This is a genomic window from Streptomyces sp. NBC_00080, from assembly GCF_045041255.1.
GTDB lineage: Bacteria > Actinomycetota > Actinomycetes > Streptomycetales > Streptomycetaceae > Streptomyces > Streptomyces coriariae.
Window position 1 is genome coordinate 3,944,536 of record NZ_CP108235.1, and the last position, 14,928, is coordinate 3,959,463.

General features: G+C 66.5%; 12 protein-coding genes and 1 tRNA gene. 2 read left to right on the plus strand and 11 right to left on the minus strand.

Annotation, left to right across the window (positions count from 1 at the left end; all coding sequences use genetic code 11):
• The first annotated feature begins 6 nt into the window (after window positions 1-6).
• Window positions 7-255 (plus strand): hypothetical protein, encoded by a 249-nt coding sequence (locus OHU34_RS17425; RefSeq protein ID WP_405767089.1) that lies wholly within the window; start codon window positions 7-9, stop codon window positions 253-255.
• Window positions 252-512 carry a hypothetical protein gene (locus tag OHU34_RS17430; protein ID WP_054238759.1) on the plus strand — a complete coding sequence of 87 codons (261 nt, stop codon included), beginning with the start codon at window positions 252-254 and terminating at the stop codon, window positions 510-512. The genes OHU34_RS17425 and OHU34_RS17430 overlap by 4 nt, the downstream gene beginning before the upstream one ends.
• A gap of 80 nt (window positions 513-592) precedes the next feature.
• Here OHU34_RS17430 and OHU34_RS17435 read toward each other — a convergent pair whose 3' ends face one another.
• The 11 genes from OHU34_RS17435 to OHU34_RS17485 form a co-directional block, all read right to left on the minus strand.
• A complete protein-coding gene (locus OHU34_RS17435) occupies window positions 593-4,492 on the minus strand; it encodes a DNA-directed RNA polymerase subunit beta' (RefSeq protein WP_020132668.1) in 3,900 nt (1,299 codons plus the stop codon).
• A gap of 97 nt (window positions 4,493-4,589) precedes the next feature.
• Entirely contained in the window at window positions 4,590-8,075 is a 3,486-nt protein-coding gene (gene rpoB, locus OHU34_RS17440; RefSeq protein ID WP_020132669.1) for a DNA-directed RNA polymerase subunit beta, read from the minus strand.
• Between the two features lie 557 nt (window positions 8,076-8,632).
• A complete protein-coding gene (gene rplL, locus OHU34_RS17445) occupies window positions 8,633-9,016 on the minus strand; it encodes a 50S ribosomal protein L7/L12 (RefSeq protein ID WP_405767091.1) in 384 nt (127 codons plus the stop codon).
• A 111-nt stretch (window positions 9,017-9,127) separates the two neighbouring features.
• Window positions 9,128-9,658 (minus strand): 50S ribosomal protein L10, encoded by a 531-nt coding sequence (rplJ, locus tag OHU34_RS17450; RefSeq protein ID WP_020132671.1) that lies wholly within the window; start codon window positions 9,656-9,658, stop codon window positions 9,128-9,130.
• Between the two features lie 295 nt (window positions 9,659-9,953).
• Window positions 9,954-10,775 (minus strand): LppX_LprAFG lipoprotein, encoded by an 822-nt coding sequence (locus OHU34_RS17455; protein ID WP_405767095.1) that lies wholly within the window; start codon window positions 10,773-10,775, stop codon window positions 9,954-9,956.
• Between the two features lie 93 nt (window positions 10,776-10,868).
• On the minus strand, window positions 10,869-11,789 hold the full coding sequence (locus OHU34_RS17460) for a hypothetical protein (RefSeq protein ID WP_405767098.1): 921 nt from the start codon (window positions 11,787-11,789) through the stop codon (window positions 10,869-10,871).
• Window positions 11,790-11,935: 146 nt separating this feature from the next.
• Window positions 11,936-12,661, minus strand: a complete 726-nt coding sequence (gene rplA, locus OHU34_RS17465; protein ID WP_020132674.1) for a 50S ribosomal protein L1 — start codon at window positions 12,659-12,661, stop codon at window positions 11,936-11,938.
• Window positions 12,662-12,746: 85 nt separating this feature from the next.
• Window positions 12,747-13,181 (minus strand): 50S ribosomal protein L11, encoded by a 435-nt coding sequence (gene rplK / locus OHU34_RS17470; protein WP_020132675.1) that lies wholly within the window; start codon window positions 13,179-13,181, stop codon window positions 12,747-12,749.
• A gap of 194 nt (window positions 13,182-13,375) precedes the next feature.
• Window positions 13,376-14,221, minus strand: a complete 846-nt coding sequence (gene nusG / locus OHU34_RS17475; RefSeq protein ID WP_020132676.1) for a transcription termination/antitermination protein NusG — start codon at window positions 14,219-14,221, stop codon at window positions 13,376-13,378.
• An 80-nt stretch (window positions 14,222-14,301) separates the two neighbouring features.
• Window positions 14,302-14,589 carry a preprotein translocase subunit SecE gene (gene secE / locus OHU34_RS17480; RefSeq protein WP_020132677.1) on the minus strand — a complete coding sequence of 96 codons (288 nt, stop codon included), beginning with the start codon at window positions 14,587-14,589 and terminating at the stop codon, window positions 14,302-14,304.
• 113 nt (window positions 14,590-14,702) lie between these two features.
• A tRNA-Trp gene (locus OHU34_RS17485) sits at window positions 14,703-14,775 on the minus strand.
• Between the last annotated feature and the right edge of the window lie 153 nt (window positions 14,776-14,928).

Sequence of the window (14,928 nt, forward strand, 5' to 3'; positions counted from 1 at the left end):
CTCCCGATGTCAGAGGCCGCCAAGCGCACCCTCCGTACCGTTCTCCAGACCGCTGTCGGGCTGTGTGTCCTGCTGCCGACGGTCGTCGACGCCGCCGGCATCCCCGGCACCCTGCCCTGGGCCGCCGCGGCGCTCACCGCCGCCGCCGGCGTGACCAGGGTCATGGCCCTGCCCGCCGTGCAGACCCTGCTGCCCTCGTGGCTGCGCACGGACATCCCGGCCGGCGGAAGGCCCAGCGAAAAGAGCGACGCGTGAACGAACCCTTCTCCGACCCGGCCGCCGTGGCCCTGGAACTGGAGCGGCTGCGCGGCACCGTCGAGGCCGGCTTCGCCCGCGTCGACGGCTCGCTCGCCCTGCTGGTCCAGCGCAGCGACCAGACCGACAAACAGATCGCCGACCACGAACAGCGCCTCGACGCCCTGGAACGCTCCCGCTGGCCGCTCGCCAGCATCGGCGCCCTGGCCGCCCTCGCGACGGTCGCCGTCACCGCCTGGGAGCTGACCGGCCGCTAGCGCCCGTCCCCGGGCATGCCGAAGGGCGGCCACCCCGTACGCAACGGGGTGACCGCCCTTCAGTACTTCAGACGTACGCCTTACTGGTTGTACGGACCGTAGTCGTAGTCCTCCAGCGGAACGGCCTGGCCGGAGCCCGTGCCGAACGGCGAGTAGTCGATGTCGTCGTAGCCGACGGCCGAGTACATCGCGGCCTTGGCCTCCTCGGTCGGCTCGACCCGGATGTTGCGGTAGCGGGACAGACCCGTACCGGCCGGGATGAGCTTACCGATGATGACGTTCTCCTTGAGGCCGATCAGGGAGTCGGACTTGGCGTTGATCGCCGCGTCCGTCAACACCCTGGTCGTCTCCTGGAAGGACGCCGCCGACAGCCAGGACTCCGTGGCCAGCGAGGCCTTGGTGATACCCATGAGCTGTGGACGACCGGAGGCCGGGTGACCGCCCTCCTGCACCACACGACGGTTCTCGACCTCGAACTTCGAGCGCTCGACGAGCTCGCCGGGCAGCAGCTCGGCGTCGCCGGACTCGATGATCGTCACCCGGCGCAGCATCTGCCGGATGATGATCTCGATGTGCTTGTCGTGGATCGACACACCCTGCGAGTTGTACACCTTCTGGACCTCGCCGACCAGGTGGACCTGGACGGCACGCTGACCCAGGATGCGCAGTACGTCGTGCGGGTTGGTGGCACCCACGGTGAGCTTCTGGCCCACCTCGACGTGCTCGCCCTCGCTGACCAGGAGACGGGCGCGCTTCGAGATCGGGAACGCCGTCTCGTCGCTGCCGTCGTCCGGCGTGATGACGATCTTCTTGGTCTTCTCGGTCTCCTCGATCCGCACGCGGCCCTGGGCCTCGGAGATCGGGGCGACACCCTTCGGGGTACGGGCCTCGAAGAGCTCGACGACACGCGGCAGACCCTGGGTGATGTCGTCACCGGCCACACCACCGGTGTGGAAGGTACGCATCGTCAGCTGGGTACCGGGCTCACCGATGGACTGGGCGGCGATGATGCCGACCGCCTCACCGATGTCGACCAGCTTGCCGGTGGCCAGCGAGCGGCCGTAGCACATGGCGCAGGTGCCGACCTGGGACTCACAGGTCAGGATCGAGCGGGTCTTGACCTCCTCGACACCGTGGCGCACGAGCTGGTCGATGAGCACGTCGCCCAGGTCCACGTTGGCCGGCGCGATCACCTTGCCGTCGATGACGACGTCCTCGGCGAGCATGCGGGCGTAGACGCTGGTCTCGACGTCCTCGGCCTTGCGCAGCACGCCGGCCTCGTCGTGCGAGGCGATCCGCAGCTTCAGACCGCGCTCGGTGCCACAGTCCTCCTCGCGGATGATGACGTCCTGCGAGACGTCCACCAGACGACGGGTCAGGTAACCCGAGTCGGCGGTACGCAGGGCGGTGTCCGCCAGACCCTTACGGGCACCGTGCGTGGAGATGAAGTACTCCAGCACGGACAGGCCCTCACGGAAGGACGCCTTGATCGGACGCGGGATGGTCTCGTTCTTCGCGTTCGACACCAGACCACGCATACCGGCGATCTGCCGCATCTGCATCATGTTTCCTCGGGCACCCGAGTCAACCATCATGAAGATGGGGTTCGTCTTGGGGAAGTTCGCGTTCATCGCCTCGGCGACCTCGTTGGTCGCCTTGGTCCAGATCGCGATGAGCTCCTGCGTGCGCTCTTCCTTGGTGATCAGACCGCGCTCGTACTGCTTCTGGACCTTCTCGTCCAGCGCCTCGTAGCCCGCGACGATGGCCTTCTTCGCCTCGGGGACGACGACGTCGGAGATGGCCACGGTGACACCGGAGCGGGTGCCCCAGTAGAAGCCGGCCGCCTTCAGGTTGTCGAGCGTCGCCGCCACGATGACCTTGGGGTAGCGCTCCGCGAGGTCGTTGACGATCTCGCCGAGCTGCTTCTTGCCCACCGAGTAGTCGACGAACGGGTAGTCCTCGGGCAGCAGCTCGTTGAAGAGCGCGCGGCCCAGGGTCGTCCGCAGGCGGAAGGTGTCACCCTGCTGCCACTCCGGCTCGCCCTCTTCGCGGGCCGGCGGGGTCCAGCCGCGCGGCGGGATGGTGCCCACCGGGAAGCGGATGTCGATCGCCGACTGCAGCGCGAGCTCACCGGCGTCGAACGCCATGATCGCCTCGGCCGTGGAGCCGAACGCGCGGCCCTCGCCCTTGGTGTCACGCAGCTCGCCGTCGGTGGTGAGGAAGAACAGACCGAGGACCATGTCCTGGGTCGGCATCGTCACCGGACGGCCGTCGGCGGGCTTCAGGATGTTGTTCGAGGACAGCATCAGGATGCGGGCCTCGGCCTGCGCCTCCGCGGAGAGCGGCAGGTGGACGGCCATCTGGTCACCGTCGAAGTCCGCGTTGAACGCGGTGCAGACGAGCGGGTGGATCTGGATGGCCTTGCCCTCGACCAGCTGCGGCTCGAAGGCCTGGATGCCGAGGCGGTGCAGGGTGGGCGCACGGTTCAGCAGAACCGGGTGCTCGGCGATGACCTCTTCGAGGACGTCGTACACGACCGTGCGGCCGCGCTCCACCATGCGCTTCGCGCTCTTGATGTTCTGCGCGTGGTTCAGGTCGACCAGGCGCTTCATCACGAACGGCTTGAAGAGCTCCAGCGCCATCGCCTTCGGCAGACCGCACTGGTGCAGCTTCAGCTGCGGACCGACGACGATCACGGAACGCGCGGAGTAGTCCACACGCTTGCCGAGCAGGTTCTGACGGAATCGACCCTGCTTGCCCTTCAGCATGTCGCTGAGGGACTTCAGCGGGCGGTTACCGGGACCGGTGACCGGGCGACCACGACGACCGTTGTCGAAGAGGGCGTCGACGGCCTCCTGGAGCATGCGCTTCTCGTTGTTCACGATGATCTCGGGCGCGCCGAGGTCGAGAAGCCGCTTCAGGCGGTTGTTCCGGTTGATCACACGGCGGTACAGGTCGTTCAGGTCGGAGGTCGCGAAGCGGCCACCGTCCAGCTGCACCATCGGGCGAAGGTCCGGCGGGATGACCGGCACGCAGTCCAGCACCATTCCCTTGGGGCTGTTGCTGGTCTGCAGGAACGCGGAGACGACCTTCAGGCGCTTGAGCGCACGGGTCTTCTTCTGGCCCTTGCCGGTACGGATGATCTCGCGGAGACGCTCGGCCTCCTCGTCGAGGTCGAAGGACTCCAGGCGCTTCTGCAGCGCCGCGGCACCCATCGAACCGTCGAAGTACGTGCCGAAGCGGTCACGCAGCTCGCGGTAGAGCAGCTCGTCGCCCTCGAGGTCCTGGACCTTGAGGTTCTTGAAGCGGGCCCACACCTCGTCGAGACGGTCGATCTCGCGCTGGGCGCGGTCGCGCAGCTGCTTCATCTCCCGCTCGGCGCCTTCGCGCACCTTGCGGCGCACGTCGGCCTTGGCACCCTCGGCCTCGAGCTCGGCCAGGTCGGTCTCGAGCTTCTTGGCACGGGCCTCGAGGTCGGCGTCGCGACGGTTCTCGATCTGCTGACGCTCGACGGAGACGTGCGCCTCCAGCGAGGGCAGGTCACGCGTCCGGCGCTCGTCGTCGACGTACGTGATCATGTACGCCGCGAAGTAGATGACCTTCTCGAGGTCCTTGGGAGCCAGGTCGAGCAGGTAGCCCAGACGGCTCGGGACACCCTTGAAGTACCAGATGTGCGTCACGGGAGCGGCGAGCTCGATGTGGCCCATCCGCTCACGACGCACCTTGGCGCGGGTCACCTCGACGCCGCAGCGCTCACAGATGATGCCCTTGAAGCGGACACGCTTGTACTTGCCGCAGTAGCACTCCCAGTCCCGGGTCGGACCGAAGATCTTCTCGCAGAAGAGTCCGTCCTTTTCGGGCTTGAGCGTGCGGTAGTTGATGGTCTCGGGCTTCTTGACCTCGCCGTGGCTCCACTGACGGATGTCGTCAGCGGTAGCCAGACCGATCCGGAGCTCGTCGAAGAAGTTGACGTCGAGCACTATGCGTCAATCCCTCTCAGGGTTGTAAGTCTTAGGGTCTGATACGGGGGTCCCGGGGCCGGCAGGGCTCAACGTCGTGAGCCCTGCCGAACTCCCGTCAGACCTCTTCGACGCTGCTCGGCTCACGCCGGGACAGGTCGATGCCGAGCTCCTCCGCAGCGCGGAAGACATCCTCGTCGGTGTCGCGCATCTCGATGGACATACCGTCACTGGACAGCACCTCCACGTTCAGGCAGAGAGACTGCATCTCCTTGATGAGCACCTTGAAGGACTCGGGGATGCCAGGCTCGGGGATGTTCTCGCCCTTGACGATGGCCTCGTAGACCTTCACGCGGCCGGTGACGTCGTCGGACTTGATCGTCAGCAGCTCCTGGAGGGCGTACGCGGCGCCATAAGCCTCCAGCGCCCACACCTCCATCTCACCGAAGCGCTGACCGCCGAACTGCGCCTTACCACCCAGCGGCTGCTGGGTGATCATCGAGTACGGACCGGTCGAACGAGCGTGCAGCTTGTCGTCGACCAGGTGGTGCAGCTTCAGGATGTACATGTAGCCGACCGAGATCGGGTCCGGGAACGGCTCACCGCTACGGCCGTCGAACATCCGCGCCTTACCGGTCGGGAGCACCATGCGCTCGCCGTCGCGGTTCGGAATCGTGTGGTTCAGCAGGCCCGCGAGCTCGTCCTCACGCGCACCGTCGAAGACCGGGGTGGCCACGTTGGTACCCGGGGCGACCTGGTCGGCGCCGATGCCCTGGAGCCGCTGCGCCCAGTCCTCACCGAGACCGGAGACGTCCCAGCCGCGGCTGGCGAGCCAGCCGAGGTGGATCTCCAGCACCTGTCCCGGGTTCATTCGGGACGGCACACCCAGCGGGTTGAGGATGATGTCGACCGGGGTCCCGTCCTCGAGGAACGGCATGTCCTCGATGGGCAGGATCTTGGAGATGACACCCTTGTTGCCGTGACGGCCGGCGAGCTTGTCACCGTCCGTGATCTTGCGCTTCTGCGCCACGTAGACCCGAACCAGCTGGTTCACGCCCGGCGGCAGCTCGTCGCCTTCCTCACGGTCGAAGACGCGGACGCCGATGACCTTGCCGATCTCGCCGTGCGGCACCTTCAGCGAGGTGTCACGGACCTCACGGGCCTTCTCACCGAAGATGGCGCGCAGCAGGCGCTCCTCCGGGGTCAGCTCGGTCTCACCCTTGGGCGTGACCTTGCCGACGAGGATGTCACCGGCGACGACCTCGGCACCGATACGGATGATGCCGCGCTCGTCGAGGTCGGCGAGGACCTCTTCGGAGACGTTCGGGATGTCCCGGGTGATCTCCTCCGGGCCGAGCTTGGTGTCACGGGCGTCGACCTCGTGCTCCTCGATGTGGATCGAGGAGAGGACGTCGTCCTGCACGAGGCGCTGCGACAGGATGATCGCGTCCTCGTAGTTGTGGCCCTCCCACGGCATGAACGCCACGAGCAGGTTCTTGCCCAGGGCCATCTCGCCGTTCTCGGTGGCCGGGCCGTCGGCGAGGACCTGACCGGTGATGATCCGGTCGCCCTCGTTGACGATGACCTTCTGGTTGACCGAGGTGCCCTGGTTGGACCGGGAGAACTTGGCCAGGCGGTACGTGATGTACGTGCCGTCGTCGTTGGTCGTGGTGATGTAGTCCGCGGAGACCTCCTGGACCACACCGTCCTTCTCGGCCTTGACCACGTCGCCGGCGTCGACGGCGGAGCGGTACTCCATGCCGGTGCCGACGAGCGGGGCCTCGCTCTTGATGAGCGGCACGGCCTGACGCATCATGTTCGCGCCCATGAGGGCACGGTTGGCGTCGTCGTGCTCGAGGAACGGGATCATGGCGGTCGCGACCGACACCATCTGGCGCGGCGAGACATCCATGTAGTCCACGTCGTCACCGGGGACGTAGTCGACCTCGCCGCCACGGCGGCGGACCAGGACGCGGTTCTCGGTGAAGCGCAGGTCGTCGTCGAGCGTGGCGTTGGCCTGCGCGATGACGAACCGGTCCTCTTCGTCGGCCGTCAGGTAGTCGACCTCGTCGGTGACGACACCGTCGGTGACCCGGCGGTACGGCGTCTCGACGAAACCGAACGCGTTGACGCGGCCGTAGGAGGCGAGCGAACCGATCAGACCGATGTTCGGGCCTTCGGGGGTCTCGATCGGGCACATGCGTCCGTAGTGGGACGGGTGCACGTCACGGACCTCGAAGCCGGCCCGCTCACGGGACAGACCACCCGGGCCGAGGGCGTTGAGACGACGCTTGTGCGTCAGACCCGACAGCGGGTTGTTCTGGTCCATGAACTGCGACAGCTGGCTGGTGCCGAAGAACTCCTTGATGGAGGCGACGACCGGCCGGATGTTGATCAGGGTCTGCGGCGTGATCGCCTCGACGTCCTGGGTCGTCATGCGCTCACGCACGACGCGCTCCATACGAGCCAGACCCGTACGGACCTGGTTCTGGATGAGCTCGCCGACGCTGCGGATACGACGGTTGCCGAAGTGGTCGATGTCGTCGGTCTCGACCATGATCGAGCGACCGGACTCGCCGACCGTCTCGGTCTCCCCGGCGTGCAGCTTCACCAGGTACTTGATCGTCGCGATGACGTCCTCGACGGTCAGGACACCCGCGTTGAGCGGGGCCTCGCCACCGAGCTTCTTGTTGACCTTGTAGCGGCCGACCTTGGCCAGGTCGTAGCGCTTGGGGTTGAAGTAGAGGTTCTCGAGCAACGTCTGCGCGGCCTCACGCGTGGGCGGCTCGCCCGGACGCAGCTTGCGGTAGATGTCCAGCAGCGCGTCGTCCTGGCCCTGGGTGTGGTCCTTCTCCAGGGTGGCGCGCATGGACTCGTACTCGCCGAACTCCTCGAGGATCTGCTCGGTGGTCCAGCCGAGAGCCTTCAGAAGGACGGTGACCGACTGCTTGCGCTTGCGGTCGATACGCACACCGACCATGTCGCGCTTGTCGATCTCGAGCTCCAGCCAGGCACCCCGGGACGGGATGACCTTGGCGGAGAAGATGTCCTTGTCGGACGTCTTGTCGATCGAGGAGTCGAAGTAGACACCCGGCGAACGGACCAGCTGCGACACGACGACACGCTCGGTGCCGTTGATGACGAAGGTGCCCTTGTTGGTCATGAGCGGGAAGTCGCCCATGAAGACCGTCTGGGACTTGATCTCGCCGGTCTCGTTGTTGGTGAACTCGGCCGTCACGAAGAGCGGGGCCGCGTACGTGAAGTCGCGGTCCTTGCACTCGTCGATGCTGTTCTTCGGAGGCTCGAAACGGTGGTCGCGGAAGGTCAGCGACATCGACCCGGAGAAGTCCTCGATCGGAGAGATCTCCTCGAAGATCTCCTCCAGCCCGGACTTGGTGGGGACGTCCTGACCGGACTCCAGGGCGGCCTCGACGCGACCCTTCCAGGCGTCGTTGCCGAGCAGCCAGTCAAAGCTCTCGGTTTGCAGCGCGAGAAGGTTCGGAACCTCGAGGGGCTCCCTGATCTTTGCAAAGGAGATGCGCAGCGGGGCGGTGCTGGCGGCGTTGTTCGTATTCGCGATCGAGGCGTTGCGCGAGGCGGCCAAGAGGGGGTCCTTCCGAGGGCTCGGACTCACTACGCGCGTACCGGCTCCTCATCCTGCGCACAGAGACAGAAATCCCAGGTGGGGGATTGTCTGGTCGTCCGGCTCAAGTGAGGGCATGCCCCTGGTGACGGGCAGGGAACAGCTAACAGGCAGCGCAAAGGGTCAGTGTAGCCACTTGGCACACTGATGTCCAGTGCGGGTTTCTGGAGACCCTCGTAGTTCTCAACGCCCTCGGTCTGCTAGCCCTCAACGCACGGTGATACTGCCCTCTTCGCCGTCGATCCATGCCTCGGATTCGGATCCTTGTGACGACGCGTCCTGAGAATTGCGCGCTGCGTGCGGTTCGTCAAGGCCCCCCTGCGCGAACTCGGGCGCTGGAGACACGATGAAGATCACCATACCCCCCGGTCAAGCAGGTGCAAGGCAACCGTGGTCACGCTCCCAGGAACGCCGAAGAGCGACCACCCAGATGGATGATCGCTCTTCGGTGCGTGAGCGTTACAGCCCCGGAGGGACTGATTCAGCCTTCGCGTCCGGTCGTCGCCGACCGGGAGGTGTTACTTGACCTCGACGGAGGCGCCGGCGCCCTTGAGGGACTCGGCGGCCTTCTCAGCGGCCTCCTTGGCGACCTTCTCGAGGACGGGCTTCGGAGCGCCGTCGACGAGGTCCTTGGCCTCCTTCAGACCCAGGGAGGTCAGCTCACGCACGACCTTGATGACCTGGATCTTCTTCTCGCCGGCGCCGGTGAGGATGACGTCGAACTCGTCCTGCTCCTCGGCAACCTCAGCGGCGGCGGCCGGGCCGGCCGGGGCAGCGGCGACCGCGGCGGCGGCGGTGACGTCGAACTTCTCCTCGAACGCCTTCACGAACTCGGAGAGCTCGATGAGGGTGAGGTTCTCGAACTGCGCGAGCAGCTCTTCCTGGGACAGCTTCGTCGCCATGGTGGGCGATCCTTCCATTCAATTCGGCAGGTGCCGGATGTACATGTCGGCGGGCGTACGTTCGGCCCGCGTCGACCGCTGCGTCATGCAGCGATCAAAGTGCGAGCCGAGTTACTCGGCACCGCCCTGCTCGGCCAGCTTGACCCGAAGCGCCTCCGCGGTGCGGACGAACTTCGACGGAAGCGCCTGGAAGAGCGAGGCAGCCTGGGACTGCTTGCCCTTCATGGCGCCCGCCAGCTTGGCGAGCAGAACCTCGCGGGACTCGAGGTCCGCAAGCTTCTTGATCTCGTCGGCGGACAGCGCCTTACCGTCAAGGACACCGCCCTTGATGACGAGGTTCGGGTTGTCCTTGGCGAAGTCACGAAGACCCTTCGCCGACGTCACCGGGTCACCAGTGATGAAGGCAACCGCCGTCGGACCGTTGAACAGGTCGTCGAGCGTCGAGATCCCGGCCTCGTTGGCCGCGATCTTGGTCAGCGTGTTCTTCACCACGGCGTACTGGGCGTCTTCACCGAGCGAACGACGCAGCGTCTTGAGCTGCGCCACGGTGAGACCCCGGTACTCGGTCAGCACAGCGGCGTTCGAGCTGCGGAACTGGTCCGCGAGCTCGGCTACCGCGGCAGCCTTGTCGGGCCTTGCCATAGAGCGTCGGCCTCCTTCCGGGTGATGAGGACCGCTCAGAAGGGGCTGGGACAAACGAAACGCCCCGGCGCAGGCGCACGGGGCGTAGCTCGACCGCACGAATTCCGTGGAAGGATTTCGGTCCGGGAGCGTATCCACTGACACCTGCGCGGGTCGTCCGCATTGCAGCGGATCCTTCGGCCACCGCCCCCTCTTGCGAGAGCACGGCAACGACCAGCGGTCTTTGGCTTCTCGAGGAGCCTACGTGAACGGGGCGCCGTCAAGCAAATCCGCCCGTACGGGGCCGGTACGGACCTCAGTCGCGGGCCTTCTTCAGCTCCTCCGCCATGTCCAGGGTGTCCGAGGCGGCCGGCACCTTCACGGTCACGGGCTTGCCGAAGTCGCGGAACGTGAGGGTGAGGTCGAGCTCCCCGTGCCGCCCGAAGCCCTGCACCCGCAGCTGCCGCGTACGGTCCTCGGCGTCGACCCACAGGTCCATGGTGAGTTCGTCCACGCCCTGCTTCTCGTACTGGGCGAGGCTCTTCTCGGTCCGCTGCCGGACGCTCTTGTCCTCGTCCTTGTAGGAGGCGCGGATGTCGTCGACTCCGGCCGTGCCCGTGTAGTGGGTGGTGCGGACGCCGTCGACGGTCTCGGAGCCGGCCTTCTTCAGGTCCTCGGCCGCGGCGAGGAAGCCGCTCTCGTGGGAGGGGTTGTCCCGGACCCGGTCCACCATCGTGCCGGTGTCGACCTTGACCCCGCTGGGGGTGTCGGAGCTGCCCGGCGCCCCGAACTTGATCCAGTGCCTGCCGTTCTCGTCGGCTTCGTCGGTGCCCACGTACAGCACCCCGCCGACCAGCCGGAACTCACCCGTGCCCTGGTCGGGCCCGCTGAGCACGGTGGACTTCAGGCTCATGGCCGGCGGCTCGACGCCGATCGCCGCCTCGGCCGTGATACGGCCCTCCTCCGGCGTCCGACCGGTCATGCGGTAACGCAGGGACACGGCCTCCTCCGCCTTCTCCGCGGCCCGGGTGACGGCGGCCGCGGCCGCGGAGTCGCCCCCGCTCTCCGTGCCGCCCGCCGCCCCACACCCCGCGACGAGCAGCGCGGACAGCCCGAGGACACCCACGGAAGACCTCATCCAACTTCCCCCAGAAGCCGATACAGCGAACACATGGTCGGTTCACAGCAAGACCGTGAAGGTATCCCAGGGGATCGGTAGAGGTCCCGTGATTTACGAGCCGGCCGCCCCCTGCTGCTTCACCAGCTCCGAGAAGTCCGCCGTGTCGCTCGCCGGAGGCACCTCGGCGGAGACCTCGGTTCCGTAGTCGCTGTAGTACGCGGTCTGGGCGTAGGCGCCCGCCGTGGTCTCGCCCTTCTCGACCTTCTTGACCAGCAGATCCCGGTGGTCGACCCAGATGTCGACCGTCTCGGTGGTGACTCCGGCCTGCTCCAGCGTCTTCCTCAGGTCGTCGAGCTGGCTCTGGCTGAGGTTGGAGTTCTTCTCGGCGAGGTCCGCCACCTCGACCGTGCCCGAGTAGTGCGTGGTCCGCTGCCCCCGCACCTTCTCCTCGCCGACCTCCCGCACGTCCCCGGAGGCCAGCAGCAGCTTCACCGACTGGTTCGGGGTGGTGTTCTGCATCTGGTCCTTCAGATACGCGCCGGAGCTGCCGCCGAGGCTCTCCAGGTCGTCGTACGCGTATCTGATCCAGTGCCTGCCGCCGGCCTGCTCCGCGAAGGTGTCGCCCATCCTCGCGTAGTAGGCGTCGGGCAGGTAGCGGGCCTCCATCGACGTGGTGCCCATCTGGCGCATGGTGTCGGCCATGGTGCCGCCGGTGTACGTGATGGTGAGCGTGCCGGTGAGGCCGTCCCCCCAGCCGAGAGCGCCGTCGGCGGTCATCGACATCACGGAGCCCATGGTCGTGGTCGACTCGACCTTCGCGGAGTCGGCACCGTCGGTGGACTTCTCGGCGGTGAGCAGGGCCGCGACGGGGCTGAGCCGGGGGCTGCCGTCCCCACCCTTCCCGGAGGCGCCGGAGCCGCCCGAACCGTCGGAGTCACCGGAGCCGCCGGAGCCGCCGCAGGCCGTCACCCCCGTCAGCAGAGCCGCCGCGACGATCGAGAGGCCCGCGCGGCGCAGGTTCGTGCACTTCATTCGTCCCACCCCCATGGATTCCTGTCACTGAACGCTAACGCACAGCACTGACAGTCGTACGAAAAAGATACGTACGGCAAAAGGGACGAGCCCCGCACCTCGAAAGGTTGCGGGGCTCGTCACCGACTGAGGGTGAGCTGTCAGGCTCAGACCGCGGCCGGGTCCTCCTCGACGAGAAGGTTCCGGGTGCGGTTCGGGTCCACCAGGATGCCGGGGCCGATCGTGGTGCTGATCGCGGCCTTCTTGATGTAACGACCCTTGGCGGCGGACGGCTTCAGACGGAGGATCTCCTCCAGGGCCGCGCCGTAGTTCTCCACCAGCTGGGTGTCGTCGAAGGACGACTTGCCGATGATGAAGTGCAGGTTCGAGTGCTTGTCGACGCGGAACTCGATCTTGCCGCCCTTGATCTCCGTGACGGCCTTGGCCACGTCGGGGGTGACCGTGCCGGTCTTCGGGTTCGGCATCAGACCACGCGGACCGAGCACGCGGCCGAGGCGGCCGACCTTGCCCATGAGGTCCGGGGTGGCGACGACGGCGTCGAAGTCCAGACGGCCCTTCGCGACCTCGTCGATCAGTTCGTCGGAGCCGACGATGTCGGCGCCCGCGGCCTCCGCGGCCGCAGCACGGTCACCGGTCGCGAAGACCAGGACCCGGGCGGTCTTGCCGGTGCCGTGCGGCAGGTTCACGGTGCCACGGACCATCTGGTCGGCCTTGCGCGGGTCTACACCCAGGCGGAAGGCGACCTCGACGGTGCCGTCGAACTTGCTCGTGGAGGTCTCCTTGGCGAGGCGGACGGCCTCGAGCGGGGCGTAGAGCTTCTCCCGGTCGATCTTGGCGTCCGCAGCGCGGAGGGACTTGCTGCGCTTGCTCACTACTGCTCCTGTGTGTCTTGAGGAGTCGTGGTATGGGCCGAGCAGGCCCTGCCACGGTGCTACGAAGGTGCTACGGGGCTGCTGATCAGCCTTCGACCGTGATGCCCATGGAGCGGGCGGTGCCGGCGATGATCTTCGACGCGGCGTCCAGGTCGTTGGCGTTCAGGTCGGGAAGCTTGGTCGTGGCGATCTCACGGACCTGCGCCTCGGTGATCTTGGCGACCTTGGTCTTGTGCGGCTCGCCAGAGCCCTTCTCGACACCAGCGGCCTTGAGGATCATCTTCGCGGCCGGCGGCGTCTTGGTGATGAAGGTGAAGGAGCGGTCCTCGTAGACCGTGATCTCCACCGGGATCACCCAGCCACGCTGCGACTCGGTCGCGGCGTTGTAGGCCTTGCAGAACTCCATGATGTTGACGCCGTGCTGGCCGAGCGCGGGGCCGACCGGCGGGGCCGGGTTGGCCGCGCCGGCGTTGATCTGGAGCTTGATGAGCCCCGTGACCTTCTTCTTCTTGGGAGGCATTGCTCTCTCCGGGTCCTAGTGAGAGTTTTCAGCCGTCCGGTCCGGATGATCCGGATGGAGGCATACCGCACAACGATAACGGGTATCCATGCGCGGCCAAAAACCGAGCAGGTCAGACCGTCCCCCGCGAGCGGGAGGTACCCCCAGGGAGGGCGTGGTCTGACCTGATCGGAGGCTTGTGCTCCAGAGGAGGATCAGTTCTTCTGGATCTGGTCGAAGCTCAGCTCGACCGGGGTCTCGCGACCGAAGATCTCGACGAGGCCCTTGACCTTCTTCGAGTCGGCGTTGATCTCGTTGATCGTGGCCTGGAGCGTGGCGAACGGGCCGTCGGTGACGGTGACCGAGTCGCCCACCTCGAAGTCCAGCACCTGGACCTCGACCTTGCGGGACGGAGCCGGCTTGCCCTCGGCCTCGGCGGCCTCACGCGCGGCCTTCTCCTCGGCCTCCGGGGCGAGCATCTTGACGATCTCGTCCAGGGTCAGCGGGTACGGGTCGTACGCGTTGCCCACGAAGCCCGTGACGCCGGGGGTGTTGCGGACGACGCCCCAGGACTCGTTCGTCAGGTCCATGCGCACCAGCACGTAGCCGGGGAGCTTGTTCTGACGGATGGTCTTGCGGTCGCCGTTCTTGATCTGGACGACTTCTTCCTGCGGCACCTCGGCCGCGAAGATGTAGTCCTCGACGTTGAGCGAGACGGCGCGCTGCTCCAGGTTGGTCTTCACGCGGTTCTCGTAGCCGGCGTACGTGTGGATGACGTACCACTCGCCGGGGAGGGTGCGCAGCTCCTCGCGCAGGGCGACAACGGGGTCGACGGGCTCGGCCGGCTCTTCTTCCTCGGCCTCGTCGACGACGTCCTCGGTCTCGACGTCCTCGTCGGCTTCCTCGTCCTCGACGTGGAGTGCGGCTTCCTCCGCGGGTTCGCCCGCTTCGGCCTCGGCAGCCTCGAACTCGTCCACCTCGTCCGCGCCCTCGACGATGTCGAGCTCGTCGTCCACGGACTCTTCCGGCTCGATGGCGTCGTTCAGGTTCTGGTCAGACACGGTGGCTGCTTCTTCCTGGATACATAGGGGTGGAACATGCGAAAGGGGCGCCGGATACCTCGGCGCCCTTCGCTCTAGGCTCAGCCAAAAACGTATTTGGCGGCGTGGCTGAGTCCATAGTCAATCACGGTCACCAGGCCGATCATGATGACGACGAAGACGATCACCACGGTCGTGTAGGTCGTCAGCTGATTCCGCGTGGGCCATACGACCTTGCGGAGCTCTGCGACGATCTGGCGATAGAAGAGCGCGAGACGCTTCAGCGGGCCCTTCTTGGCGCGCTTGCCGCCCTTGCGGGTCTTCTTCTGCGCCTCAGGCACCTCGTCCTGGGCATCAGGCGTGTCGATGGAGCCCACGGCATCCGCCATTCGTCCTCACCTGTTCCCGGGTCGTGGCCGTGCCGCGCCCGGTCTGAGCCGCACGGCGATGCATTGCTGGACGTACATGCGCTGCGCACACATCCTGGTGACGGAGTGTGTAGCAGGGCCGGAGGGACTTGAACCCCCAACCGCTGGTTTTGGAGACCAGTGCTCTACCAATTGAGCTACGACCCTTTGTGTGTTCCCCAACGTACCGCATCCGACCGGGTGCTCGGTGTGCACCTGTTGGGGCGCGGCTGTCGAAGGCCAACGACGTGTGAGTGTACGTGGTCTTGAGCGCCTCGTCGAACGGAAAGCGGCCTTGATCGGAATCACTCTGATGTTCAG